Annotated in this window: 22 protein-coding genes; 16 read left to right on the forward strand and 6 right to left on the reverse strand. The window is 45.4% G+C overall.

Annotated features, from left to right (window positions below):
- Positions 1 to 4: 4 nt before the first annotated feature.
- Together ON006_RS10785 and ON006_RS10790 are read right to left on the reverse strand one after the other, a co-directional pair.
- Positions 5 to 778 carry a hypothetical protein gene (locus tag ON006_RS10785; RefSeq protein WP_244819787.1) on the reverse strand — a complete coding sequence of 258 codons (774 nt, stop codon included), beginning with the start codon at positions 776 to 778 and terminating at the stop codon, positions 5 to 7.
- A 2-nt stretch (positions 779 to 780) separates the two neighbouring features.
- On the reverse strand, positions 781 to 1,842 hold the full coding sequence (locus tag ON006_RS10790) for an AMP-binding protein (RefSeq protein ID WP_244819788.1): 1,062 nt from the start codon (positions 1,840 to 1,842) through the stop codon (positions 781 to 783).
- A 145-nt stretch (positions 1,843 to 1,987) separates the two neighbouring features.
- On the opposite strand from ON006_RS10790, the gene menB reads away from it, so the two are divergent.
- The 14 genes from menB (at position 1,988) to ON006_RS10860 (ending at position 17,203) form a co-directional block, all read left to right on the forward strand.
- A complete protein-coding gene (gene menB / locus ON006_RS10795; RefSeq protein ID WP_244819789.1) occupies positions 1,988 to 2,812 on the forward strand; it encodes a 1,4-dihydroxy-2-naphthoyl-CoA synthase in 825 nt (274 codons plus the stop codon).
- A 48-nt stretch (positions 2,813 to 2,860) separates the two neighbouring features.
- Entirely contained in the window at positions 2,861 to 3,271 is a 411-nt protein-coding gene (locus tag ON006_RS10800; RefSeq protein ID WP_244819790.1) for an EVE domain-containing protein, read from the forward strand.
- Positions 3,261 to 4,838, forward strand: coding sequence for a hypothetical protein (locus tag ON006_RS10805; protein WP_244819791.1), 1,578 nt, complete (start codon positions 3,261 to 3,263; stop codon positions 4,836 to 4,838). The genes ON006_RS10800 and ON006_RS10805 overlap by 11 nt, the downstream gene beginning before the upstream one ends.
- Before the next feature lie 91 nt (positions 4,839 to 4,929).
- A complete protein-coding gene (locus ON006_RS10810) occupies positions 4,930 to 5,817 on the forward strand; it encodes a class I SAM-dependent methyltransferase (RefSeq protein WP_244819792.1) in 888 nt (295 codons plus the stop codon).
- A gap of 75 nt (positions 5,818 to 5,892) precedes the next feature.
- On the forward strand, positions 5,893 to 7,092 hold the full coding sequence (locus tag ON006_RS10815) for a tetratricopeptide repeat protein (protein WP_244819793.1): 1,200 nt from the start codon (positions 5,893 to 5,895) through the stop codon (positions 7,090 to 7,092).
- 61 nt (positions 7,093 to 7,153) lie between these two features.
- Complete coding sequence (gene thrS / locus ON006_RS10820) at positions 7,154 to 9,097, forward strand: threonine--tRNA ligase (RefSeq protein WP_244819794.1); 1,944 nt, start codon at positions 7,154 to 7,156, stop codon at positions 9,095 to 9,097.
- 112 nt (positions 9,098 to 9,209) lie between these two features.
- Positions 9,210 to 9,764: a translation initiation factor IF-3 gene (gene infC / locus ON006_RS10825; RefSeq protein WP_244819795.1), complete on the forward strand. Its 555-nt coding sequence runs from the start codon at positions 9,210 to 9,212 to the stop codon at positions 9,762 to 9,764.
- A gap of 137 nt (positions 9,765 to 9,901) precedes the next feature.
- The gene (gene rpmI, locus ON006_RS10830; protein WP_244819796.1) at positions 9,902 to 10,096 is read left to right on the forward strand and encodes a 50S ribosomal protein L35; all 195 of its coding nucleotides are present in this window, start codon (positions 9,902 to 9,904) and stop codon (positions 10,094 to 10,096) included.
- A gap of 104 nt (positions 10,097 to 10,200) precedes the next feature.
- On the forward strand, positions 10,201 to 10,545 hold the full coding sequence (rplT, locus tag ON006_RS10835; protein WP_244819797.1) for a 50S ribosomal protein L20: 345 nt from the start codon (positions 10,201 to 10,203) through the stop codon (positions 10,543 to 10,545).
- A 91-nt stretch (positions 10,546 to 10,636) separates the two neighbouring features.
- Positions 10,637 to 11,257 (forward strand): hypothetical protein, encoded by a 621-nt coding sequence (locus ON006_RS10840; RefSeq protein ID WP_244819798.1) that lies wholly within the window; start codon positions 10,637 to 10,639, stop codon positions 11,255 to 11,257.
- Between the two features lie 96 nt (positions 11,258 to 11,353).
- On the forward strand, positions 11,354 to 13,900 hold the full coding sequence (locus tag ON006_RS10845) for a phosphocholine-specific phospholipase C (RefSeq protein WP_244819799.1): 2,547 nt from the start codon (positions 11,354 to 11,356) through the stop codon (positions 13,898 to 13,900).
- A 166-nt stretch (positions 13,901 to 14,066) separates the two neighbouring features.
- Positions 14,067 to 15,977 (forward strand): molecular chaperone DnaK, encoded by a 1,911-nt coding sequence (dnaK, locus tag ON006_RS10850; protein ID WP_244819800.1) that lies wholly within the window; start codon positions 14,067 to 14,069, stop codon positions 15,975 to 15,977.
- Positions 15,978 to 16,166: 189 nt separating this feature from the next.
- A complete protein-coding gene (locus ON006_RS10855) occupies positions 16,167 to 16,382 on the forward strand; it encodes a hypothetical protein (RefSeq protein WP_244819801.1) in 216 nt (71 codons plus the stop codon).
- Complete coding sequence (locus ON006_RS10860) at positions 16,379 to 17,203, forward strand: SDR family oxidoreductase (RefSeq protein ID WP_244819802.1); 825 nt, start codon at positions 16,379 to 16,381, stop codon at positions 17,201 to 17,203. Before ON006_RS10855 ends, ON006_RS10860 begins: the two co-directional genes overlap by 4 nt.
- Positions 17,204 to 17,285: 82 nt before the next feature.
- On the opposite strand, the gene ON006_RS10865 is transcribed toward ON006_RS10860, so the two are convergent.
- Positions 17,286 to 19,742, reverse strand: coding sequence for a carboxylesterase family protein (locus ON006_RS10865; protein WP_244819803.1), 2,457 nt, complete (start codon positions 19,740 to 19,742; stop codon positions 17,286 to 17,288).
- Positions 19,743 to 19,890: 148 nt separating this feature from the next.
- Here ON006_RS10865 and ON006_RS10870 point away from each other — a divergent pair, with 148 nt between their 5' ends.
- A complete protein-coding gene (locus ON006_RS10870) occupies positions 19,891 to 20,274 on the forward strand; it encodes a VanZ family protein (protein WP_244819804.1) in 384 nt (127 codons plus the stop codon).
- On the opposite strand, the gene pgi is transcribed toward ON006_RS10870, so the two are convergent.
- From pgi to ON006_RS10885, 3 genes are all read right to left on the reverse strand, one after another.
- Positions 20,253 to 21,902, reverse strand: a complete 1,650-nt coding sequence (gene pgi, locus ON006_RS10875) for a glucose-6-phosphate isomerase (protein WP_244819805.1) — start codon at positions 21,900 to 21,902, stop codon at positions 20,253 to 20,255. The genes ON006_RS10870 and pgi overlap by 22 nt on opposite strands.
- Before the next feature lie 80 nt (positions 21,903 to 21,982).
- A complete protein-coding gene (locus ON006_RS10880) occupies positions 21,983 to 22,822 on the reverse strand; it encodes a sugar phosphate isomerase/epimerase family protein (protein ID WP_244819806.1) in 840 nt (279 codons plus the stop codon).
- A 67-nt stretch (positions 22,823 to 22,889) separates the two neighbouring features.
- Entirely contained in the window at positions 22,890 to 24,095 is a 1,206-nt protein-coding gene (locus tag ON006_RS10885) for a DUF5009 domain-containing protein (RefSeq protein WP_244819807.1), read from the reverse strand.
- A gap of 259 nt (positions 24,096 to 24,354) precedes the next feature.
- Between ON006_RS10885 and ON006_RS10890 the strand changes: the two genes are divergently transcribed.
- Positions 24,355 to 26,169, forward strand: a complete 1,815-nt coding sequence (locus tag ON006_RS10890) for a glycosyltransferase (protein WP_244819808.1) — start codon at positions 24,355 to 24,357, stop codon at positions 26,167 to 26,169.
- Positions 26,170 to 26,191: the final 22 nt, after the last annotated feature.

The following is a 26,191-nucleotide window of genomic DNA, read 5'->3' on the forward strand; positions in this document are numbered from 1 at the left end:
TTGGTTACTTGGCAAGTGTATTGAACAATGATTCGATTTTCGCGAGATCCTTGCTTTTTGATGTAGTTTCAAGCACCGCTACCCCGAGCTGGTACCAAAGTCCGTCGCCTGCGGTAATGTATTTACCCTTTTTCGAAGGCTTGGAATCAGATGCATTGTCAGGTACAAATTCAGCCTTGTAAACCGTATCCATTATTTTTTGCAGCTGTGTCCAGTCCAGGTTACGCAGGGCACTTTTGTTTTTACTGAGCGTAAATGTCTTTTTCGCGAAGGATGCTTTCAGATCGATGACCGTTTCTTTGTCTCCGTCATTGTCGACATAAGTCAGTTCGAAAGGATTTTCCCTGCCCCCTGTTTCAAAAATAGCCTGGATAAATTCCTGAAGAAAATACGACCAGCGCTCTTTGTCAACCGGATAGATCGTTACCCTTTTTCCGTTTTCTTCCAGTTCTACTTCCACAAAATCCTCAAATTCGCTTTCCTCACGTCTGCGGATCGTTTTGGACGATTCAAGTATTTCGCGGAACTCATCAACCCAGATAGTCGGAACAGATCCGTTCCATTGGTAGTCGTCGTCCGGCGAAAAGCCCTCGTCCAGCAGATCATCTTCATCCAGTTCTTCCCGGTCGGTGTAAGTTATTCCAAAGTCCACCATGATGTCGTTTTCAGATTCAATGTCCACTTGCAAAGTGTAAAAATGGGCATAGGGAGCCGGAACAACCGTTGCAGTTTGAAAACGAATGATGTACTGGCCTGGTATCTGAAGATTTTTATCCATTGTTATGATCCGAAAAGTTGTTGAACTGTTTCGCGTTTATCCACCTTATCGGTAGCAGTTTTTATAAATTGATCCACAAAGTAAACATGTTTCGGGGTTTCATAGGCGGAAACCCGCGCCCTAATTTCTGCAAGGATATCCGTCTCGACAACCAACTCCGCTGAGCCTTCAATGATTAGCACCAGTTTTTGCCCCAACTTTTCATCCGGCTGGTACCATGTAAAAAATGAATTCATCAGGTTCAAATCATGAAAAACCTCAGCGATCAGCCCATCAACGATATCCAGAATGATTTTGATACCGCCGGAATTGATCACATTATCGGCCCTTCCTATCCATTCAAATGTATTGCCGGAAATTTCAACCAAATCATTGGTTTGAACTACCAGTTGATTAGTGACTTCTCCCGACACAAAAAGGCAACCTCTCGCATCGGTACCAAAATTAATTCCCGGTAAAAAAAAGTAGCGGCCTGTCACATCACGGCCATTCAGCTTTTTGAGGGCCACGTGAGAAACCGTCTCCGTCATTCCATAGCTTTGATAAACAGGAATTTGCAGATCTGAAACTTTCTTTTGAAGTGACACTCCTACCGGCGCCCCGCCTAACAATATCTTACCGAGATTATTAACCAACTGCCGGGTGCGGCTATCTTCCAGGCAGGCCGTCAACTGCATGGGTACCATGGCTACAAAATCAAAATGTTCATCCTGTGGCAAACCGATCATCGGGTTCGACGAAGGCTCGACGATAGTCAGTTCCCAATCCAACTCCATACCTCTGACGAGCATCATCAGTCCGGCAATGTAAGACGCATTCAGGCTTACCAATGCGCGGGTACCTTTGCCAATCTGCAACGCTTTACCAGTCATGAGTGCGCTGGCTGTCAGCTGCTTTCGTGTAACCTGGATCGGCTTCGGCGTACCGGTCGATCCCGAGGTTTGCAGAGTAAATTCCATCTGTCCCTGCCGCCATGACTCCATAAAGTCAAACACTTTGGAAAAATAGGCATGCTCTGGCCGGGGCGTGTTGGGGAGTTCGGTAGTATTTATTTTCCACATCATTTTATTGAACATGGTTGGAATCGTGTCATCTTATTCATTTGTTTTGGAAGGAAAACCAAACTATCTGTAATTTCGCAGATTATTCCGACGGAGCTATTATCATTTAAAATCCGTTGCATTCATTATTCATTTACATTTCTGATTTATGTCCAGTTCAATTCAATGGGAAACCATTAAAGAATACGAGGAAATTCTTTTTACACTGCACGAAGGAATTGCAAAAATAAGCATTAACCGTCCCCATAAACACAATGCATTCACTCCGCAAACCGTAACGGAGATGATCGACGCCATGCACATCTGCCGCGAAGACACGCGCATTGACGTGATCATACTGACAGGAGAAGGTGGCAAAGCGTTCTGCTCCGGTGGTGACCAGTCGGTACGCGGACATGGCGGCTACATTGGCGAAGACCATGTTCCCCGTTTGAATGTATTGGATCTGCAACGGATGATCCGCTCTATCCCTAAGGCTGTAATCGCGATGGTAGCAGGCTGGGCGATCGGTGGCGGCCACGTTCTGCATGTGATTTGTGATTTGTCCATTGCTGCTGACAATGCACGTTTCGGTCAAACAGGCCCAAAGGTAGGAAGCTTCGACGGCGGATTTGGTGCATCTTACCTTGCCCGTGTTGTAGGTCAGAAAAAAGCGCGGGAGATCTGGTTCCTCTGCGACCAGTATGACGCACAGGAAGCATTGCAAATGGGATTGGTGAATAAGGTAGTTCCTTTGGAAGAACTGGAAACTACCACGGTGGCATGGTGCAAAAAAATTCAGGAAAAAAGCCCGTTATCTATCAGAATGCTTAAAAGTTCTTTCAACGCGGAACTGGATGGCCAGGCTGGTATCCAGGAACTGGCGGGCAATGCAACATTGCTTTACTATCTGAGCGAGGAAGCGAAAGAAGGACAGAATTCTTTTCTGGAAAAACGTCAGCCGGATTTCAGTAAATTCCCTAAATTTCCCTGATGAGGCGACCGCGACATTTCTAAGTTTTGAGATACCTAAATTTGAATCATGAATCATTGGCTTGTAAAATCTGAACCATTTAAATATTCCTGGGATCATCTCGTTAAAGAGGGTGAAGGCATGTGGGACGGCGTACGTAACTATGCGGCACGCAACAATCTCATGGCTATGAAAGTGGGCGATCCCATTCTTTTTTACCATAGCAATGAAGGCAAAGAAGTAGTTGGACTGGCCAAAGTTTCGAAAGAGCATTACCCCGATCCTACTACCGAAGAAGAAGCGTGGGTGGTTGTTAACCTTGTTCCGGTTGAGCTTTTCCCAAAAACTGTTACATTGGCACAAATCAAGGCAGACCCTCGCCTCAAAGGTATGGACCTGATCCGCCTGTCGAGGTTGTCGGTGGTTGCAGTAAAGCCCGAAGAATTTGACATTATTGTTGCGTTGGCACATGAATCTTAATCAGCGATCATTTTTACAGCTGGCTTTTACGCTGATCTTTTTCGCAGGCGGGTCGTTATCCGTGTTTGCGCAGGGAGTGAAGCGGATCGAGCTGCCCCTGGCCAGTAATTCTGCCTACCAAACCGTTCCGCTCGGTGAGCAGGGCGTTTTGTTAATTTCAAAACCGGACAGGGGTACATTCAATGTACAAAAATTTGATACGAACCTCGATCGGGTCTGGTCGATCGATGGGCCCATTGAATCCAACCTGGACTATATGGCCTCGTCTTATGATGGCCAGGCGGTGTTTCTGCTTTTCAGCAGGTACCGTAGCTCATTGTACCAGATCGTGAAAGTGAATGTAGGCCCCGGGTTTGTTGAAACATTCACAATCAACACATTGGACCGTTTTGAAATCACTGACTTCAAAACACTGGGTTACGCTGTTTTCATGGCTGGAATGGTGCGCAATGAACCGGTACTGATATACACGCAGCTGACTACCTCCCAGACAAGGATCCTTCCGTCGGCGATCAAAGGTTCCAACGCGATCCAGACGGTGGAAGTGGATACCGCGCATCATTTGGTGAATGTATCTTTTGCTGTAAAAAAAGGCAGACAAACCCGGATCGTAGCACGGTCGTATGAGGAAACAGGCGAGCTGTACGCACAGGTAGCTGTAGACCCCGAGGAGGACTATTCGCTACTGAGCGGGCGGTTGCAAGTACTGAATGACTCTGTCAGGATCGTAATCGGTACTTATGGTTACCGAAATATGCAGAGTTCTAATAACGCTGCGTCCCAGGGGCTGTATATCAGCAAATTTATCGATAAAGAACTTGTTTTCACGAGTTATCACAGTTTCACCGACTTTAAGAATTTCTTCAATTTCATGAATGAACGGCAGCAGGAGAAGATTGAAAAACGCATTCGTAAGAAGAAAGAAAGCGGCGACGATCTGAAACTGAACTACCGTTTGCTCGTCCATGACATTGTACCGAAAAACAATAATTTCCTGCTGGTAGCCGAGGTTTTTTATCCCGAATACCGTTACCAGAACCCCAACATGATGGGCGGGCTCGGCTATGGCAGCATGATCGGTTATCCGTTTGGAATGGGACTCTATAACCCCTACCTGTGGAATCCAATGTACGGCGGCCGGGGTTATAACCAGCAGATATTCGACGGCTTTACATATACCCATGCCGTTATCGCCGATGTAGACCAGAATGGAAAATTACTTTGGGACAACAGCATCAATTTCGACAATGTAAAAAGTATGGAGCTGCGCGAAAAAATCAAGGTACAGACATTTTCTAATGGCAATTCCAGACTTGTTTACAGCCATAATGGAGCGATCCGAAGCAAAATCATCAAAGGAAACCAGGTGATCGACAGCGACCGCGTGATTCCCAACGAGACTAATGTGGAAGGAGACAAAGTACGAAAAACCAGCACCGACGACATTGATTACTGGTATGGTAACTTTTACCTGGCCTGGGGCGAACAACGCATCACCAACGCAGCCGGCGACCCGCAGACAAGGGGAAGACGGAATGTGTTTTATTTGAATAAGATTGCTTATTAGGCAGTCGGCTTTCGGCCGTCAGCTGTCGGCACTTTTTATATTACTTTTCAAAATAAAGCCGATCGCCGAAAGCCGACGGCCGAAGTCAAAAATGATCCTACTTACTCCCGAACAACATACTGACTACCAATTAATCGATACCGGCGGCTTTGAAAAGCTGGAACGTTTCGGTCCATACATACTTTCCCGTCCCGAACCTCAGGCGATCTGGGACAAATCACTTTCTGAACAAGAATGGGAGAAACAATCCAATGCTGTTTTTAAAAGAGATAAAAATTCGCAGGAAAAAGGACAATGGATCTCAAAACCCGGGATGCCCGACAAATGGGTATTCCAGTACCGGACCAATTCATTGCATTTAAGGAGTAAACTCGCTTTATCGTCCTTCAAGCACGTGGGTGTATTTCCTGAGCAGGCAACCAACTGGGATTATATTTCCAAAAAGCTAAAACAGATTCCTGAAAGTAAGCCTTCCGTTCTCAACCTTTTTGCTTACACCGGCATTGCCTCGCTGGCGGCCAAGGCTGCGGGCGCGGACGTTACACACGTGGATTCGGTGAAGCAGGTGATCAGCTGGTCGAGAGAAAACATGGAACTGAGCGGCCTGGACAACATTCGCTGGGTAGTAGAGGACGCATTGAAATTTGTACAGAGAGAAGTGCGCCGGGGAAACCAGTACAATGGCATCATCCTCGATCCACCAGCCTACGGGCGCGGACCTGACGGTGAAAAATGGCTGCTGGAAGAAAGCCTGAACGAAATTCTGAGGCTGTGCGCGCTGTTATTGAAAAAGGAAAATTTCTTCTTCATCATTAACCTCTACTCACTCGGGTTTTCAGCATTGATCGTCGAAAACCTGATCAAAGCACATTTCGGAACGCAGATGAACCATGAGTTCGGTGAATTATTTATCCCTGATTCATTTGGTAAAAACCTTCCGCTCGGCGTTTTTTCCCGATTTTCAGACCAAAGCATTTAAAATACACTAAGAATGTTCAATTTTGTATTGTCATGAGCGGCATCATTTAATTTTGTTTTTGCTCATTCACATTGCATGAGGTCAGGCTATTTTCATTACATATCATTATTGCTACTTTTCGCTTTCGCAGGATGCATTCAGTCCTGCCAGAGCGATGCCAGAAATGCTACGCGCATTCCCCCGGTTATTAAAAAATCAAAGACCCAGTGGCAAAATGACGCCCTACTCTCCCTGACAGACCTTATCAACCGCGGCATTGACTCCGATGTCAATTATTTCAAACGAGCACGCATTTACTTTGACCGGGAACAATACGCAGAAGCGCTTGACGACATTAACGAATCGATTTACGAACAGGATAATGTAAGCGAGTACTTTTTGCTTCGCGGAAAAGTCAATCGCGAACTTGGTAAAATAGACAATGCGCTGGAAGACGCGCAACGCGCCGAAGTGTTACAGCAAAGCAGCCCTGAGCTTTACATATTGCTCGCGGACATTCTACAAGCCAAAAGCCGGTTCAGGGAAGCAGCGGGTTATTTGAACCAGGCTATGAAAATGGCACCTTATGATGGTTCTGCCTATTATGTCAAAGGCATGCTGCAAGCCAGGCAGGGCGATTCGCTTGCAAGTCTTTCCAGTTTCAATTATGCCATTAATGTAAATCCGCGACTGCTGCGTGCCTACGAACAGAGCATTATCATATTAAGAAAACTGAACAATGTGGATCAGGCATTGGCGGTCAACGAAAAAGCGATCAGCAGCTTTCCGAACGAAGCGAGTTTGTATTTTGAGAGAGGAGAAATTTTCAACCTGCTGGCTAAACCGGACACGGCCCTGATCAATTACCAGAAAGCTGCCTCATTGAAAAGCAACTATCAGGAAGCATTATTGCAGATCGGGACACTGGCTATTCATTTGCAGGAATTTTATAAGGCATTTCCAGCGTTAGAACAATTAATAAAGCTGAAACCGCAATCGAAGGAAATCAATAACATGCTCGGATATTGTTATGAAAAAACCGGAGATTTCACCAAAGCCAGGGAATATTACACTACTGCGTTAACGCTGAGCCCAGGCGATCAGGATGCGAGATATGGTATGTACCGGATCAGGCTGCGTGAAAAAGAAGGTGCTTATTCAAATTTTTATCCCGAAGAAGCGCCCGGCTCCGCCTACAAGTTACTGGACACTTCACGGGTGAAAATAAATGTGATCCAACCCCGCGGCACGACAAATATCCGTGTGGACTCATCACGAAAAGCTAAAATTGAATAGATTTGCAATCTGCGGCCCTCCGCAGAAGATTTGAACCATAGTCACAAGAATAAATTTTTGAATGAAAGACGAGTCTCAAGTAAAAATTACCCTGCCCGATGGTAGTGAACGTTATTATCCGAAAGGAGTAACAGCACTCGACATCGCACTCAGTATCAGTGAAGGGCTTGCACGTAACGTGATAGCCGCCAAAGTGAATAGTGAAATTTGGGACCCTACGCGCGAGATCACGCAGGACTCTCTGGTGAAATTACTGACGTGGAATGACGAAGACGGTAAATCAACATTCTGGCACTCTTCTGCCCACTTATTGGCAGAAGCATTGGAAGCGCTTTATCCGGGTGTAAAATTCGGTACGGGGCCTTCTATTGAAAAGGGTTTTTACTATGACGTGGATTTGGGCGATAAGTCTTTGTCTCAGGATGATTTTCCAAAGATCGAGGCGAAAATGCTTGAACTGGCCCGTCAGAAAAATGAATATATCCGCAAACCGATCAGCAAAGCCGACGCACTGGAATTGTTTACAAAGAAAGGCGACGAATATAAACTGGAACTGATCGATGGTTTGGAAGACGGCTCCATTACCTTATACGAACAAGGTGGGTTTACCGACTTGTGCCGTGGGCCACATATCCCGAATACCGGTTTTATCAAAGCTGTAAAGCTGACCAACATTGGCGGCGCATACTGGCGCAATAAGCAGGAGAACAAGATGCTTACCCGCATTTACGGGATCACTTTTCCAAAGCAAAAAGAGCTGGAAGAGTATGTGACCTTAATGGAGGAAGCGAAAAAACGTGATCACCGTCGTTTGGGCAAGGAACTTGAATTATTTGCTTTTTCTGAAAAAGTGGGCCAGGGCTTGCCATTATGGTTGCCAAAAGGTGCGATGCTGCGCGAAAGACTTCAGTCCTTCCTTAGCAAAGCACAGTCGAGAGCGGGTTACCTGCCTGTGATCACTCCCAACATTGGAAGCAAAGAGCTTTATGTGACTTCCGGGCACTGGGACAAGTACGGAAAAGATTCTTTCCAACCCATTAAAACACCTAATGTGGGCGAAGAGTACCTTTTGAAACCAATGAACTGCCCGCATCACTGCGAAATTTATAAAACCTCTCCCCGCTCCTACAAGGATTTGCCATTGCGCTTTTCCGAGTTCGGTACCGTTTATCGTTACGAACAAAGCGGCGAGCTTCACGGACTGACCCGTGTGCGTGGCTTCACACAGGATGATGCGCACATTTTTTGCCGGCCTGACCAGGTTAAGGAAGAATTTGTACGGGTAATCGATCTGGTACTTTACGTTTTCAAATCACTTGGTTTTGAAGATTATAGCGCACAGATCTCTCTTCGTGATCCTAATGATAAAGTAAAATACATTGGTAAGGACGAGGATTGGGCACGAGCAGAAAGTGCGATCATTGAAGCTGCCCAGGAACGTGGATTGAGCACAGTTACTGAACTAGGCGAAGCTGCATTCTACGGCCCGAAACTGGATTTCATGGTGCGTGACGCATTGGGCAGAAAATGGCAGCTGGGTACCATTCAGGTTGATTACCAGATGCCAAAACGCTTCGGCCTGGAATATACTGGTTCCGACAATCAGAAACACCAGCCGGTGATGATCCACCGTGCACCGTTTGGATCAATGGAAAGATTTATTGCCATTTTGATCGAAAACACTGCCGGACAATTCCCGCTTTGGCTTTCACCTGACCAGATCGCTATTTTACCAATATCTGAAAAATTTGCAGATTATGCAGAAGACGTGTTCTTCCAATTGCAGGACCACGACATTCGCGGATTTGTGGATCACCGAGATGAGAAAATCGGACGAAAAATACGGGATGCGGAAGTTACCAAAGTACCTTTTATGTTAATTGTAGGAGAAAAAGAAATGGCGGAGGGCAAATTGTCAGTTCGCAGAAAAGGCGAAGGCGACCTTGGAAGCATGACAGTTGAAGAATTTATCGGTTTTTTCAAGAAAGAAGCTGCCATTATTTGACGATTTTCTAACTTTTTGTTATTATTCCGGCACTAAGGCACTATTTTTGTGACCAGAGTGTTAACGATTTCGATTTCACCTAAAAACCTAAAATAACACCAAACCAAATTATATGGCATTAAGACCCCCTAGTGGACGGTTAAGAGTTCCCGAAGAACCTTATAAAATAAACGAACGAATTACAGCAAAAGAAGTACGCCTGGTTGGAGAAAATATTGAACCGGGAATAGTTGATATCAATACGGCCCGAGCACTTGCGAAGGCGCAAAGCCTTGATCTTGTTGAAATTGCACCGACGGCTGTCCCTCCTGTATGCAAGGTGGTGGACTACTCGAAGTTCAAGTACGAGCAGAAAAAGAAACAGAAAGAGATTAAGGCCAAGGCTCAGAAAGTAGTTATTAAAGAGATCCGTTTCGGCCCGAACACGGATGACCATGACTTCGATTTCAAATTGAAGCATGCGATAAATTTCTTGAAAGAAGGTTCAAAAGTAAAAGCGTACGTGCATTTCGTAGGTCGTACTATTGTGTTTAAAGAAAGAGGGGTTAACCTTTTGAATAAATTCTCGGAAGCGCTTTCGGATTACGGCAAGCTTGAAATGGAACCTAAACTGGAAGGAAAAAGAATGACAATCATTCTTGCTCCTGCGCCTTCCAAAGCAAAATAATTCCCGCTGCGTTGTCTTCAATTGATATAGAAATCGTGTTTTTGACTACAAGTCGGAGACACGATTTTCATTTTATAAAGCTTTTCACTAATTTTGCGGGCTGTTTTATTCTTTATCAATTATTATTTTTTTGAATCATGCCTAAAATGAAAACCGTTTCAGGAGCTAAAAAGCGTTTCTCGCTGACCGGCACTGGAAAAATTAAGCGCAAACACGCTTTCCACAGTCACATCCTGACCAAAAAATCAAACAAGCGTAAGCGTGGTTTGGTTAAAACTGGTCTGATCGATGAGTCTAACCACAAGCAAGTGATGGCAATGCTTGGAAAATAATCCAAAGCCATTAAAAGATTAAACACCATTCTGGTTTTTTGTTCAACCCGATAAAAGGCTTTTCAAGACTCATTAGAGCGCCGATTGTCAAAAACAGTTAAATTATGCCACGTTCAGTAAATCACGTTGCGTCACGTGCAAGACGTAAAAAAGTTTTAAAACTCGCGAAAGGCTATTTCGGTCGTCGCAAGAATGTATGGACAGTTGCCAAGAACGCAGTAGAACGCGGTTTGGCTTACGCATACAAAGGTCGTAAGCAGAAAAAACGTAATTTCCGCGCATTGTGGATCCAGCGTATCAACGCCGGAGCACGTATCCACGGATTATCTTACTCTGCTTTCATCGGCAAACTTAGTGCAAAAGGCATCGAGCTAAACAGAAAAGTTCTCGCTGACTTGGCGATGAATCATCCGGATGCATTCAAAGCGATCGTTGATCAAGTTAAATAAAACAGCATCCCGCCTCACCGGCGGGATTTTTTTTGCATAAATTTGGATATTGCAGGTGATAATCAAAAACGTACCTCAAAACCAAATAAGCATGTTAGAACAACTTCTAGGCCTTGTTCAGGAAAATTCCCAACAGGCCATTGTCCAAAATCCCGCAGTTCCCAACGAACATAATGAGGAAGTTATGAATACCCTGATGGGATCCATAACAGGTGGTCTGCAGGAACATGCACAAGCTGGCAACCTGGGAGGCCTGATGGGCCTATTGTCAGGTAACAGCGCAACATCGTCTTCGTCTCTCATGAATAACCCAATAGTGGCTTCCATTGCTAGTAAAGCAATCGGCGCCATTATGGAAAAATTCGGCATGAACAGTCAGACAGCCGGAGGCATTGTAAATTCCGTACTTCCTGGCGTGCTCGGCGGGCTGATCAGCAAGGTGAGCAATCCAGGTGATTCCAGCATTGATTTCAATGATATTATCGAAAGCTTAACAAAAGGTAGCTCGGCACAGGCTCCTGCTCAAAGCTCCGGCTTTGATTTCAACCAGATCGGTTATGCAATGGCGGACGGAAAACTGGACATGAACGACCTGATCAAAATGGGCGGAAGTTTGATGGGAGGAGGATCTTCAGCTCCGCAATCTGGCCAGGGAACATCTGGTGGCCTTGACCTTGGCGGAATGCTGGGCGGTCTTTTTGGTAATAAATAATACAAAACATCACATAAGGATAAAATCCTGCTCTTGCCGGGATAGTACATTTGTGAAAAAAAATGTATTACCGTAAAGCCACTCACCTTATATCTCATGGAATCCAGAAGAGAATTTATCAGGAAAGCCACTATGCTCACCGGTGCAACCGGACTTTTCAGTGCACTTCCTGAATCCATTCAAAAAGCACTTGCAATTGATCCCGCGAAGGGCAGTACTTATCTGGATGCCGAACATGTGGTAATCCTGATGCAGGAAAACCGCTCCTTCGACCATTGCTATGGCACATTGCGGGGAGTACGTGGCTTCAATGACCCAAGAGCTATCAATTTACCCAACAAGAACCTGGTTTGGTTGCAAACCAATGCATTCGGAGAAACCTACGTGCCTTTCCGGCTGAACATGAAGGAATCCAAGGCTACCTGGATGGGCTCTTTGCCCCATTCCTGGACCAACCAGGTGGATGCCAGAAACGATGGTAAATACGATCAATGGCTGATCGCCAAGCAGCCAGGCAATAAGGAACACGCCAGAATGCCCCTGACGCAGGGATTTTATAATCGCGAAGACATTCCATTTTATTATGCAATGGCTGACGCTTTCACCGTTTGTGACCAAAATTTCTGCTCTTCATTAACCGGTACCACGCCTAACCGTCTTTATCTATGGACGGGAACAATTCGTGAAAATCCCGACCCGAAACATTACGCCAATGTCAGAAATGAAAATGTTTCGGACGACGCCGAGGCTTCCTGGACCACATTTCCCGAGAGACTCGAAGACAATAATGTGTCCTGGCGCATTTACCAGAATGAACTGAGCATTTCTACCGGTTTTGAAGGCGAAGAAGACGCGTGGCTTTCGAATTTTACGGACAACCCGATCGAATGGTTTACGCAATACAATATTCGTTTTTACACCGGCTATCAGAAATATCTCAAAGAAAGAAAAGGTGCATTACCTGCTGAAATTGAGCAGGCCCAGGCAAAATTAAAAACGGTTGCAGCTGGAAAAGATGCCGATGCACTGGCCAAAACCATCAAGGAAAAACAAGCCTTATTGCAACTTGCAGGCGAAGAGCTGGTGAGATGGAGTCCCGAGAATTATGAAAAGCTCTCGAAACGCAGCAAAAACCTGCATCAAAAAGCATATACAACTAACAAGAATGACCCGGATTACCGGAAAGTAACTACCGTAAAATACCACGACGGTGACATTGAACATGAGGCCAAAGCACCGCAGGGAGACATTCTCCATCAGTTCAGGGCGGATGTCAAAAGTGGGAGCCTTCCTACTGTGTCGTGGCTGGTAGCGCCGGAAAATTTCTCCGACCACCCTACTTCGCCCTGGTACGGGGCGTGGTATGTGTCGGAAGTAATGGATATCCTCACCACCGATCCTGAGGTTTGGAAAAAAACGATCTTCATTCTTTGCTATGACGAAAATGACGGCTATTTCGACCACGTACCTCCATTTTCGGTTCCAAATCCATATAAACCTGATACTGGTGCCGTTTCGCAGGGAATTGACTGCAAAACGGAATTCGTAACGCTGGAACAGGATATGACCAAAAAGCCTAAAAAGGACAGTCGCGAAAGTCCGATTGGTCTTGGTTTCCGCGTGCCGCTTCTGATAGCTTCGCCTTGGAACCGTGGTGGTCAGGTATGCTCGGAGGTTTTTGATCATACATCTATATTGCAGTTTTTGGAGAAATTTGTGAGCCATAAATCTGGAAAACAGATCAAGGAAACCAACATCAGTGAATGGAGACGTACCATTTGTGGTGACCTTACTTCTTCATTTACCCCATATGACGGGCAGCAAATACCGCTTCCGACTTTTGTGGAAAGGAATGAGTTTATGGAAAGTATTTACAATGCAAGATTCAAAAAACTCCCGAATGGCTATAAAGCATTAACCCAGGAAGAGATTAATGCTGTCAATCAAAACCCGCTGCTATCACCTGTAATGCCAAAGCAGGAAAAAGGAACACGTATTTCCTGTGCTTTGCCTTACGAATTGCACGCTAGCAGTTTTTACAACTCTGCCAAAAATGCATTTCAAATCAAACTGAAAGCCGGAAATGACATATTTCACGACAAAGCTGCCGGTTCTCCTTTTGCCATTTATGCACCTGGAAAATACAAAGACGAAAATGTTAAAGTATGGAATTACGCTGTGAAGGCAGGTGATTCGATAGACTGCGCGTGGAATCTGGCCGATTTTGAAAATGGACAATACCATTTGCGGGTGTATGGACCAAATGGTTTTTTTAGGGAATACTCGGGAAATAAAAACAACTCTTATATAGAGGTTACGCCCAGGTATGAACTCGGTAAAAACAAAAAGCCAACGGGCAATATTTTACTGGATATCAGAAACAACAATCCATCAAAAGAATGTACGGTTACAGTAAAAGACAACGCATATGGTGCTGAAAATCAAACAGTAACGATCCCGCGCAAATCGCAGGAAGTAATGAAAGGAAATGTTGTTTCCGTCATTTTAGATAAAAGCTTCAATTGGTACGACTTCTCCATTGAAGTTAAAGGCGAACCAGACCTGATCATGCGTTATGCAGGTCACGTGGAAACCGGCACAGCAAGCCAAAGCGATCCGTTTATGGGTCAGATGATCAGCTAATCCCCCTATCCCATCGTCAGGCCGAATCCGGCCTGACACTTTGTCACTCCCATTTTATCTTAAAGATTCTGGTACGGGGTTTTTAACAAAACTCTGGACGACCGTAATGAAGATCGGTGCAGTCACGGAAACAGCATCAAATTATACTTAACTTTAATATAGAACAATGGGAAAAATTATTGGCATAGACTTAGGAACAACGAACTCCTGCGTGGCTGTCATGGAGGGCAATGAGCCGGTTGTAATTGCAAACAGCGAAGGTGCCCGTACAACTCCTTCTGTAGTTGCGTTCATGGACAACGGTGAACGTAAAATAGGAGCACCGGCCAAACGTCAGGCGATCACTAATCCCAAGCATACTATCAGCTCCATAAAAAGATTTATGGGTAAAAAATACGATGACACAACCGGCGAAATGAAGACGGTTGCGTACAGCGTAGAAAAAGGACCTAACAATACGCCTCGTATCCCCATCGGTGACAGGTTATATACGCCACAGGAGGTTTCTGCTTTCATTTTACAGAAAATGAGACAAACTGCGGAAGATTATCTGGGCCAGGAAGTAACAGAGGCAGTTATCACTGTTCCTGCTTATTTCAATGATGCGGAACGTCAGGCTACCAAAGAGGCAGGTCAGATCGCAGGTTTGGATGTGAAACGTATTATCAACGAACCTACTGCGGCAGCGCTTGCATACGGTCTTGACAAGCAGCATATCGATATGAAAATCGCTGTGTTTGACTTGGGTGGCGGTACTTTCGACGTGTCAATCCTTGAATTGGGCGAAGGCGTATTTGAAGTAAAATCAACGGATGGTGATACACACCTTGGTGGTGACGACTTTGACCAGGTTATTATCAACTGGCTTGCAGACGAATTCCAAAAAGACGAGGCTGTTGATCTGAGAAAAGATCCGATGGCGCTGCAACGTTTGAAAGAAGCTGCTGAAAAAGCGAAAGTAGAACTATCAAGCTCTACACAAACTGAAATTAACTTACCATATATATTCCCTGTTGACGGTATTCCAAAGCACCTTGTCCGTACTTTGACCCGTGCGAAATTCGAGCAGCTGGCAGATTCATTGTTCCAAAGAATGATGGAGCCTTGCAAGAGGGCGATGAAAAATGCAGGATATACCAACAGTGATATCAATGAAGTGATCCTGGTAGGTGGTTCAACCCGTATTCCAAGAGTACAGGAAGAAGTTGAAAAATTCTTTGGCAAAAAACCTTCTAAAAACGTCAATCCTGACGAAGCTGTTGCAGTTGGAGCGGCTATCCAGGGTGGTGTATTGACAGGTGAAGTGAAAGACGTTCTTTTATTGGATGTTATTCCTTTGTCATTGGGTATCGAAACATTGGGTGGTGTTTTCACCAAACTGATCGATGCGAACACAACCATTCCTTCTAAGAAAACAGAAACATTCTCGACTGCTGCTGATAACCAGCCTTCTGTTGAGATCCACGTTTTGCAGGGAGAGCGCCCTATGGCAACTCAAAACCGTACACTTGGACGTTTCCACTTGTCGGATATTCCACCAGCACAACGTGGTACCCCGCAAATCGAAGTAACATTCGACGTGGATGCAAATGGTATCCTGCACGTTTCGGCGAAAGACAAAGGAACTAACAAGGAGCAAAAAATCAGAATTGAAGCTTCAAGCGGTTTAACCGATGCTGAAATCACCCGTATGCGTGAAGAAGCAAAAGCGAACGAAGCTGCTGACAAAGCGGAGCGTGAGAAAGTTGAAAAGATCAATGCTGCGGACAGCCTGATATTTTCGACTGACAAACAATTGAAAGAATTTGGAGACAAACTTTCAGCTGGAAATAAATCAGCTATCGAAGGCGCATTGGCAGAATTGAGAACTGCCCACCAAAGCCAGGACGTAGCCGGTATCGACACAGCAATGGAAAAACTGAACGGCGCATGGCAAGCGGCTTCGCAGGAAATGTACGCTCAGGGTGGCGAAGGCCAACCAGGCGAACCTGCCGGTAACCCCGGTAATGCGGGTGCTGCCGATAGCAATGGCGCTACCGACGATGTGACGGACGTAAATTTTGAAGAAGTTAAATAAGACTTCAACTGAAAAAATCCCCGTCCTTAACCAGATGGGGATTTTTTTTACACGCAATGCTGCAAATTGGGGAGCGCACTTTCGTTTTAATGACTAAATCACACGCTGAATAACTGGCACTAAATTTTATTGAGACGAATTACACAAATCATCAATTAAAAAACCTGTTACTAAAAATTCAATCTAAATATGGACGCAAGGATCGCATTACCAGAGTTGATGTATTTATCTCCTACTACCCGCGAAAAAGCGGTTGCTATTGCGCAAGACCTTTTAAGAACAAACAACATCTCTCCACGCGAGGCGGTTTCAAAAGCAATTTTAATTGCCAAAAACTGGGCAGTTAAAAATGTCAACCGCAGCGTTTGGAAAAAATTAAAGTCCATAGAAAAAGAAATCATATGATAGGTCCCGAATTGAAATTTAAGGAACAGGTTGTGATCGTGACCGGGTCCAGTTCCGGAATCGGTAAAGCCTGTGCCATCTATTTTGCAAATCAGGGTGCTCACGTAGTGGTGAACTATGCCTCTAATGCAGAGGAAGGTCAAAAAACATTGGAGGAAATACTGGCCAATGGCGGAAGTGCAATCCTGGTGAAGGCAGATGTGAGCCGAGAAGACGACGTACTGGCTCTTTTCAGGGAAACCGTTTCTACATTTGGTCGGCTGGATGTGCTGGTAAGCAATGCCGGGTTGCAAAAAGATTCTCCATTCATGGAAATGAGCCTTCAACAGTGGCAAAAGGTAATTGATGTTAACCTTACCGGCATGTTTTTATGTTGCCGTGCAGCCGCGCGACAATTTGTAGCGCAGGAAAAAGAGGCTTCCGAGGTTTCCCACAGCGAACTTGCCATTGGTAAGATCGTGATGATGAGCTCGGTACACGATGTAATTCCCTGGGCAGGACATGTGAATTATGCCGCTTCAAAAGGTGGCGTGATGATGTTCATGAAATCCATTTCCCAGGAACTTGCGCCGCACAAAATCCGTGTCAATTCGGTAAGTCCCGGTGCAATCAAAACTCCTATTAACCAGGAAGTCTGGTCTGATCCCGAAAAGTACAAAGGCTTATTAAATCTGATACCATACAAAAGGATCGGTACTCCGCAGGACGTAGCGAAAGCAGTAGGCTGGCTTGCCTCGGATGATTCGGATTACGTCAATGGAGAAACACTTTACATTGACGGCGGAATGACGCTATACCCGGAATTCGCCGATAATGGCTAGCCGACCCAACAACATTATTCTTCATCAGCAATAAAAAAACGTCAGGCTCTCACCTGACGTTTTTCATTATATTTCAATCACATTACTGCTTCACAAACTCGCCTTTTTCAACAGACCAGTCATTGCCAAAGAATCCGGACATCTTTACTTCCTTCATTCCAGACTTCAACATTTCAGCTGAAAAGATCATCAGATCCGGGAAACCGCTTCCTCCACTGAAATACTGGTTGGCATTCGCTGCCTGAAATCCATTCTTGCCAGTTCCGGTAATGACCGTTACCGAAGCTATATCACTATCAGCACGTGGCCAGATGAAATACGCCGCCAGGTCATTGCCGATAAATTCCTGAGTTCCTACCGAAATTTTTCCACTGATTACATTAACCGGGCAGTTCTTCAAAACTTTATCCCATGCCAGGTTCGTACTTTTATTACCATATAGAATCACACCGCGGTCTTTGAAATTCCGGGGATCGAAATCTTTGTCGGCGACTATGTCCACAGCACCATTTCCACGGAAATACCAGGTCTCAGCATCATATCTTGCTTTTTCAAATGCCCAGTCTTTCTCTTCTTTCGTTCCACCCGTTGCATACACGTAAACCATTCTATTTCTGAACGCGTCCTTTAATGTACCATTCCGCAATGTATTCTTTTCACTTGACGCGGGCGCTGATGCAAACTGCCATTGCGTTCCTTTTTTGAGATAAATAGTCTCATTTTGGCCTTTTACCTGATATTCGAGAGGGGCAAGACTATCCAATGCGATCTTCACTTTTGAGCCAACCGTAAAAGCATCGAGGTTTAGCGAAAGCAATGAGACATTACTCGTTAAGCCCTGAATGCCGGAATCTTTTTTGTTCATTGTCAGCTGAATACGGCTGTATTTCAAGGCAGTAATTTGCTGCTGAATTCCCGCCCATCTCATTTTGGAAGAAATACCAGGATTAGCCGTAGTAAAATCAATCGTATTGACAGCGGTATCCTTTGGAATGGAATGCCAGCTGAAAAAGTTGAAAATAGGCGGCCAGTCTACACTGATATCACCGTACCAATGTTCTCCTCCAATGTGCTCATAGTAACTGAAATCGCGGTGAAATTTACCGAGAATGTCACGCATCTGGCGGGCATAATTAACCGAGACGGTCCTGTCCGCGTCACCGTGCGCTATGTACACACCCAGGCTTTTGTAGTTCGAAGTCAGAGCCAGCACATTGCTTGGGTTGCTCGCACGCAACAAGATGGATTCAATCGGTGAGCCAGCACTGTCAGGAATCATACCGTCGTGTGAGCCGTAGGAAGACAATGTAGGATAGCCGGCTGATGGTGCGATCGCGGCCCATTTTTCAGGATAAGTAGCACCCAGAAACCAGGTTCCGTGCCCGCCCATTGAATGTCCGGTGAGATATATACGTGACGGATCAGGATTATACTGCTTTTTTGCGATATCTAAAACTTCGAGCGCATCAAGTCTTCCCCAATCCTCCCAGTTGAACCCACGCGGGCGGCGATTGGTAGGTGCTACTAAAACGCCCCAATCCTTTGGCTTATAGGCACGAGCCTGGCTAATCGCCTGAACCTCTGCACCATGAACCGAAAAGAAAAGTGCCGGCTGACCAGATGCGCCGCCCTTAATTTGAGGAGAAACTGCGTAGTACTGCACACTTCCGTCGAGGTCGCTCACAAATGTGCGACTGTACTGCTTGCCTTCTTCAACAGATTGCACAGCGATTTTTGTCTGATCAATGGTTTTGCCTGCCTGGATCAATGTCACAGCCACATCCTGTTTTCCAGGAGAAGTAATGTCGGATCCATTAACAACCACGCCTACTTTCCGAGAGCTCATTGGCGGAATAGCAGGAATGTTCGTCAAAACTTCCTTTCCCGAAAGCAGTGATTTTATTTGCAATCCGGCCAGTGCTTTGGAAGTAGCATTCTGAACTACCAGCCCAATCCACAAAGAATCATTTTTCAGACTTGGGACAATGTCCGAAACGGTCAGGTCCTCAGTATTCAAATAAACAGGTTTGGCAGGAAAGGTGAGATTCGCAGTAATGCCGCCGAATCTTCCGAAACGTGCCACCCGGGCATAGAGTTCATTTTTTCCCTTTTTCAAAACAACAGGAAGGTGCATCCAGCCGTACCGATACTGGTCACCACCACGCGGAACGCCATTGACAAAAACCATATCGTGTCCGGTAATCGTCAGGATAGCAGTCTGCTCCTTTTTGGATTCGTAGGTCAAATAAACATAACCATTGGAAAAAGAATCGCCGCGAAAACGATGCGTCGAGTCGGCCTGTACCTTGCGCCATTTTATGTCTTCACCTTTGGCATTTTTCAAAAGCGAGATTCCGTCCTGCGGTTTAGCTAGTATTCCTTTATATAGCTGATACGCCAGTTGGTCGGTGTAAAGTGCTTCACGACCATACTGATGACACGGGCCAACACCCAACCCTTCTTCAAAATGGTAAACAACCTGCGCAGACGCTGAAAGGAATAGGAACAGTGAAATGAATGTAAAAATTAATTTCTTCATCTGAAATAAGGGAACGATTTTATCAAACCTAAACTTAATAAAAAAAATTAAAAACTAAGTCGCAGATAATTAATAAAATCAATATAATATCCAAAGCTTTAAACTTGGAAAAATGCTTTTTAAATTGCCTCTTTAACTCAAAACAAAGATGTCTAATTTGATTTCTACAATTACTGATTTTATTGCAAGACAGCGCTGGCTGGGTTGGTTTTGGACTTTGTTAATTTTGGTGGCCTGTACCTGGCCAGGAAAGGACATTCCGGCAGCTCCTATTATGGGCTTCGACAAAATCGTACATTCCAGCCTGTTCATGGTCTGGATTATCCTGTTTTTGCTGGCATATCCTCAAAAAACACGGATGTTGGTACTATTAGGGATGGCTTATGGCCTGGGGTTGGAATTTTACCAACAGCTTCTGCCCTTTGACCGCACTTTTGACTGGTGGGACGCCGTAGCAGACGCTGTTGGTGTTATTTTAGGTTTGGGGATCAAAACAATGGTCCTGGATCGTTACCGCCAGCGCTTGTACTGATTGATCAGTCCATTGGTTGAACTATCGTGATTAGTAACCGGCCAATCGTTTTGAAGTTCAGGGTAAATCTTGTTAGCAAGCTGTTTACCCAGCTCAACACCCCATTGATCAAAGCTGAAAATGTTCCATATAATACCCTGAACGAAGATTTTATGTTCGTACATGGCAATCAGGCTTCCTAAAACTTTCGGAGTGATTTTTTTCACCAGGATTGAGTTGGTTGGCCTGTTTCCGGAAAATACTTTGAATGGTGTGATAAAGTCAATTTCCTCCTGACTCTTACCCGCGGCTTTTAGTTCTGCACGTACCTCTTCCTCAGTCTTGCCGTTCATTAATGCCTCGGTTTGCGCGAAAAAGTTGGAAAGCAACATTTTATGATGGTCACCCAGGGGATTGTGGCTCACAGCCGGAGCAATAAAATCGCATGGTATCAGCTTGGTACCCTGGTGGATCAGCTGATAAAAGGCATGCTGACCATTGGTACCAGGCTCTCCCCAAATAACAGGGCCCGTCTGATATCCAACCGGTTGCCCGTTACGTCCGGTGCTTTTACCATTGCTTTCCATATCTCCCTGCTGGAAATAGGCTGCAAAACGGTGCATATACTGATCGTAAGGCAGGATCGCCTGCGTTTGCGCATCGAAGAAGTCGTTATACCAAACTCCAAGGAGTCCCAGAATGACCGGAATGTTACGTTCAAACTTGGTAGTACGGAAATGCTTGTCCATTTCATGAGCACCTGACAATAGCTGCTCGAAATTTTGGAAACCTACAAAACAGGCGATAGACAGCCCGATCGCAGACCACAATGAATAGCGGCCACCTACCCAATCCCAGAAACCAAACATGTTTTCAGGATCAATACCGAATTTTTCAACTTCGGTCTGGTTGGTAGATATGGCGACGAAATGTTTCTTAACATGCTCCTGATCTACTGCTTTTTCAAGAAACCAGGTGCGTGCGCTGTGTGCATTCGCCATAGTCTCCTGCGTAGTAAACGTTTTAGAAGCAATCATGAACAACGTCGTCTCCGGGTTCAGCGCCTTCACCGTTTCAGCAATGTGGGTACCATCCACATTGGATACGAAATGTACATTCAATCCGACCTTGCCGTATGCTTTCAAAGCTTCGGTCACCATCACCGGGCCCAAGTCGCTTCCGCCGATACCAATGTTAACGAGGTCGGTGATTTCTTTTCCTGAATAACCTTTCCAGGCACCGGATCTTACCTTTCCTGAAAAGTCCTTCATTTTGGCGAGGACCTCATTCACGTCAGGCATTACGTCCTTTCCGTCGGCCAGCACAGGCTCATTGGAACGGTTACGCAGGGCAGTGTGCAATACTGCGCGTCCTTCGGTAGCATTGATTTTCTCACCGGTAAACATCTGCTCAATAGCATCGGCCAGGCCCGCTTCCTCTGCAAGTTGTACCAGATACGAGCGTGTACGGGAAGTGATCCGGTTTTTGGAATAATCCAGCAGAATGTCGCCAAACCGAATGGAAAACTTCTTATGACGGTCTGTCTCTTCCTCGAACAGATTCTTTAAATGCTTTTGAGATATCGTTTTGTGATGCGTTTTCAGCTTTTTGTAAGCAGACAATTGATCAAAGGGCACGTTTTTGAGCATTTCTTATGTCGTTATGGTAAAAAATCAACCTTGATCTTGCAAAAATATGACTTTACAGCAGTTTACACGATTTTTCCTGCCTAAGCTACGTCACAAACTCCCTTGAAATAACCCACCGATTCGGCAATACCAGCCAATGGATCTTTCATATCTTTCTCATATTCAAGGGCGCAAGACCCCGAATATTTCACTTTTCTCAACATTTTGACAAAAGCAGGAATATCAATAATTCCCCTGCCCAACTCACAGGTTTTACCATCTTTGGTAGCCGCAGTCACGTTTTTCAAATGTATATCGAAAATACGTTTGGCATATTTGCCCATATCCGCGACCGAATCCTGGTTATCCCTTCTGTTATGGCCCATATCAAAACAAAGTCCTACGCGCGGGTCCAAATCTTTGACAAAATTGTAAACAGATGTCGCATTTGGGTAAAGCTTGTCCTCCGGGCCGTGGTTATGGATCGCGTAACGGATATCGTATTCCTTCACCTTTTGCTCCACATATTTCAGGTCCTCATGATTCGGTATGCCCACAATCAGGTTCACACCTACCCTTTTGGCATAGTCAAAAGCATTGTCAATATCTTCGTGCGTTTTGGTGTAGATCGGCCCGACGGCATATCCGGTAACGTTGGCTGCCTTCAATTTGGCATGAAATGCGGCGATTTCCTCGGCGGTACTTTTATATGGTAAATGAAAATCCTTGATACATAAATAATGAACATCAGTCTTTTTCATCATTTCAATGGATTCATCCAGCTTAAAATTAACAAAGCTGAAACCCGCCATTGCCAGCTTGAATGTATCTTCTTTTTTCTCTTTCAGAGTGCCGGCGCTGCTGTTGTCAGGGAACGATACCAAACTTCCCGCCACCAGGCCCGCGAAACTCTTTTTGACAAATGATCTTCTCGTGTTCATTACGTTAAATTTAAAATTGACTGCTATTCTATAAAGACGAAGACTCTGAAATTTACCACCTATCCGCCTAAATCTTAAGACGGACTCCTAACCGGTTGATGAGTCCTGTTAAAATAATCACTAGAAGAGAAAAACAGGCGGATTTGATCAACCCAACCACACCCGTACGCAGGTACATTGGCAGGCTGATGTCCAGGATCGTGATCACGGCGTACCATATATAAGGTACCAGATAGCATGTGAGGGTGGCGGTGCCCGCGGGTGCCAGTACTTCCGCCCATTTTTTTGTCTTTTTCAAATCAACAAGCCAGAAAAGAGCGGCAAATGCAAAATAACTGATCCCGCTGCATATTCCCACCCAGGCAGGAGTAGCCCTGATCTTCGATATTCCCCAGAATGGCCGCGTTCCAAAACCGTAGAAAAGGCATACCGCACCCAATGCGATCAGAATCAAAAGATAGGTCTGACTGATGCCGGTTTGCTTCATATAGTGACGGTAAACTACGGAAGCTACTACTCCCGCCATTCCGAAAGCAGGCATTGAACCGCTCCCAACGATCCAAACGTACCTCTTGACAGGATCAAGAAAATCGAGCAAGCCAGCAAAATCTGCGAGATTGAATAATACGAAAAACAGCCAGCCAGTGATCGCGAAAAGCAATTTATCACGTGTAAAGAAGTAGGTCAGTGCGCACAGGAGATAAGACCAGCCGATCAGCCCAAGTATACCGTACCACCGTGTCCCCATTCCGGAAGGATTTTCGGGCGTACCGCCTTTGTATAAGACAGCGAGCCCGATCAGCAGTAAGTATCCTGCGATCTTCAAACCATTGTAAAACAACTTCTTATCAGGATTCGATGGATACACATTCCAGATCAGGAAGAAGGCTACGACCATTAGAATGCCCCAGACATCCTTGCTAATAACCATGCCGGGGTCCATTGCGTTTTCCAGGTTGACGATAAAAACGCCCATCAAAAGCAGCGCGAAAGTGCGCTCGGCAATGTGCATAACGATCGTACGATCGCTGTCCCCTTTCTTTTTCCGGTTGGCGATAGCGAAAGGAATGGACAGCCCGACAATAAAAAGGAAACCCGGGAAAACGACGTCTGAAAGCCCCATTGCGTCTTCTGCCGCTTTACTATGCAGCAGCCAGCCAGGAATATCTTCCAAAGTCCAGAGATCATTCACAAAAATCATCAGGAACATGGTTAACGCCCTGAAAACATCAATAGAATCCAGCCGGAGAGAAGGAGGGTTTGAATTTTGCATTTTATAAAATCATTGGTTTAGGGATTCCGAAGGTAATTTATTTCCTCAATACAATGCAATCAGAGGCCATTAACATCTCAGCACCGCTTTTGTCAGGTTTACATTCCGATTTTTCTGCTTAGCATTTTATCTCTCACGCTAACTTCTTTAAGTGATTAAATTTAATTGAAATATCCTGCTTTACTGAGCAGAAAACGATGCACGCCGAAGGTCGAAGCTTAACGTTATTAAATTTTACCAGCCGAATCCTCTGATCATTTTGAAACCGAATACCCTTCTGTTTGAAATTGCCTGGGAAGTCTGTAATCAGATCGGCGGAATTTTCACGTACATCAAGTCGAAAGTTCCTACCATGCTCGATACTTACGGGGACAATTATATGCTGATTGGCCCTTACATTCCGGAGAAAGCAAAACTGGATTTCCGTCCGGTGCGCGAAATAGAAAATGTTGCCCTGGCGGAGGCAGTACAACACGTCCGCAGCCTGGGTTACGAGGTACATTATGGCTACTGGCTGCTTAACGAAGCCAGGCCCAAGGTGCTGCTAATCAAGCCCTCAATTCATGGTGAACATTTAAACGACGCCAAAACTACACTTTGGAAAAACCACGGCATTTCGACGATTGAAAAAGACCCGCTCACGGATCAGGTCATTGCATTCGGGGAAATCACAAAAATATTGCTGACAAAATTTATTGAAAACCTGGAAATCTCTCAGGATGTGATTGCCCATTACCACGAATGGATGTCGGCGGGCAGCCTTACCGGTTTGATGCGGGAAAAAATAAGGCTTGCCACTGTTTTTACGGCTCATGCTACCCTACTTGGCCGGTATCTGGCACCGAATGAGGAGCACTACTGCCCGAAAAAGCATTCATACAACTGGCTGCAAAAGGCGAAGCAGTACGGCATTGAAAGCAGGGTTGCGCTGGAAAGAACAGCTGCCCGTAGCGCGCATACCCTGGTAGCCAATAGTGACATTACTGCTCGTGAATGTGAAGCTTTTTTCGAACGTTCACCCGACAACGTGATCAGAAGCGGGATCCATAAAAAACCGGGAGTCGGTCACGAGGTATTTGAACAACATTTACTCCACAGGGCCAAAATCGATGCGTTTGTGAAAGCTGTATTTTTCCCAAGCTATCACATCAAAACGGAGAAAATGCTCTATTTTTTCTCCTCGGGTAGGTACGAGTTCCGTAATAAGGGATTCAACATTACGCTGGAAAGCATGGCCAGGCTCAACGCCGAGCTGATCCGCCGGAAGTCTGATCTCACGATTGTGTTTTTCATGATTTCAAAACAACCCTTCCAAACCATCCGTCCCGATGTGCTGGAAGCCAGGCAGCGTTTTCATGACTTGCAAAAGATCTGCAAAAGTATCAGTGCCAAGCTTGGGCCAAGGATATATTCCAATGTAACCAGTGCGACAGGTCACAAGCTGCCTGACCTGAACGAACTCATCGACGAAGACCTGCAACAAACCTGGCGCCAGGCGCTTGCCAATTTTAAAAGAGAAGGGTTACCACCGGTATCCACCCATCAGTTGGAAAACCATGACGAAATCGCCGAATTCTGCCAACGCAATGGACTCAACAATGAGGCCCACAACCCTGTGAAAGTGATCTACCACGCAGATTTTATTGAAAGAACAACGTCATTGTTTTCTCTGGACTATCTGGAATTTGTAAGAGGTTGCCATCTGGGAATTTTCCCTTCGCTTTACGAACCCTGGGGTTACGCGCCCATGGAAACCATCATGCATGGGACGCCTGTGGTCACGAGCGATCTTTCCGGTTTTGGAAAATACATCCGGACCATGGTTCCGTCCGACAAAGACCACGAGGTAAAAATCGTAGACCGGCAAGGGAAATCCGAAGAAGAGGCGATAGCGCAGCTCACAGAAACGCTCCATGACTTCGTCGAAACATTTGAAAAAAACCAATACATCCCCCGCGCTAGCCTCCCAAAACACATTTTGGACACATTCTGCTGGTCGGAACTGCAACAACGCTACCACGAGAATTATAAGCTGGCATTAATGCGGTATCAGCCTGTGGCGGATTTGTATTGAGGGGTGGTGTTTGTCTAATATT

The sequence above is a fragment of the Dyadobacter pollutisoli genome, assembly GCF_026625565.1.
GTDB classification, from domain to species: Bacteria; Bacteroidota; Bacteroidia; order Cytophagales; family Spirosomataceae; genus Dyadobacter; species Dyadobacter pollutisoli.

Bases quoted from the DNA above. Each gene is read 5' to 3' on its own strand.
- ON006_RS10785 (WP_244819787.1), bottom strand. From the start codon at position 778: ATGGATAAAAATCTTCAGATACCAGGCCAGTACATCATTCGTTTTCAA.
- ON006_RS10790 (WP_244819788.1), bottom strand. From the start codon at position 1,842: ATGATGTGGAAAATAAATACTACCGAACTCCCCAACACGCCCCGGCCA.
- menB (WP_244819789.1), top strand. From the start codon at position 1,988: ATGTCCAGTTCAATTCAATGGGAAACCATTAAAGAATACGAGGAAATT.
- ON006_RS10800 (WP_244819790.1), top strand. From the start codon at position 2,861: ATGAATCATTGGCTTGTAAAATCTGAACCATTTAAATATTCCTGGGAT.
- ON006_RS10805 (WP_244819791.1), top strand. From the start codon at position 3,261: ATGAATCTTAATCAGCGATCATTTTTACAGCTGGCTTTTACGCTGATC.
- ON006_RS10810 (WP_244819792.1), top strand. From the start codon at position 4,930: ATGATCCTACTTACTCCCGAACAACATACTGACTACCAATTAATCGAT.
- ON006_RS10815 (WP_244819793.1), top strand. From the start codon at position 5,893: ATGAGGTCAGGCTATTTTCATTACATATCATTATTGCTACTTTTCGCT.
- thrS (WP_244819794.1), top strand. From the start codon at position 7,154: ATGAAAGACGAGTCTCAAGTAAAAATTACCCTGCCCGATGGTAGTGAA.
- infC (WP_244819795.1), top strand. From the start codon at position 9,210: ATGGCATTAAGACCCCCTAGTGGACGGTTAAGAGTTCCCGAAGAACCT.
- rpmI (WP_244819796.1), top strand. From the start codon at position 9,902: ATGCCTAAAATGAAAACCGTTTCAGGAGCTAAAAAGCGTTTCTCGCTG.
- rplT (WP_244819797.1), top strand. From the start codon at position 10,201: ATGCCACGTTCAGTAAATCACGTTGCGTCACGTGCAAGACGTAAAAAA.
- ON006_RS10840 (WP_244819798.1), top strand. From the start codon at position 10,637: ATGTTAGAACAACTTCTAGGCCTTGTTCAGGAAAATTCCCAACAGGCC.
- ON006_RS10845 (WP_244819799.1), top strand. From the start codon at position 11,354: ATGGAATCCAGAAGAGAATTTATCAGGAAAGCCACTATGCTCACCGGT.
- dnaK (WP_244819800.1), top strand. From the start codon at position 14,067: ATGGGAAAAATTATTGGCATAGACTTAGGAACAACGAACTCCTGCGTG.
- ON006_RS10855 (WP_244819801.1), top strand. From the start codon at position 16,167: ATGGACGCAAGGATCGCATTACCAGAGTTGATGTATTTATCTCCTACT.
- ON006_RS10860 (WP_244819802.1), top strand. From the start codon at position 16,379: ATGATAGGTCCCGAATTGAAATTTAAGGAACAGGTTGTGATCGTGACC.
- ON006_RS10865 (WP_244819803.1), bottom strand. From the start codon at position 19,742: ATGAAGAAATTAATTTTTACATTCATTTCACTGTTCCTATTCCTTTCA.
- ON006_RS10870 (WP_244819804.1), top strand. From the start codon at position 19,891: ATGTCTAATTTGATTTCTACAATTACTGATTTTATTGCAAGACAGCGC.
- pgi (WP_244819805.1), bottom strand. From the start codon at position 21,902: ATGCTCAAAAACGTGCCCTTTGATCAATTGTCTGCTTACAAAAAGCTG.
- ON006_RS10880 (WP_244819806.1), bottom strand. From the start codon at position 22,822: ATGAACACGAGAAGATCATTTGTCAAAAAGAGTTTCGCGGGCCTGGTG.
- ON006_RS10885 (WP_244819807.1), bottom strand. From the start codon at position 24,095: ATGCAAAATTCAAACCCTCCTTCTCTCCGGCTGGATTCTATTGATGTT.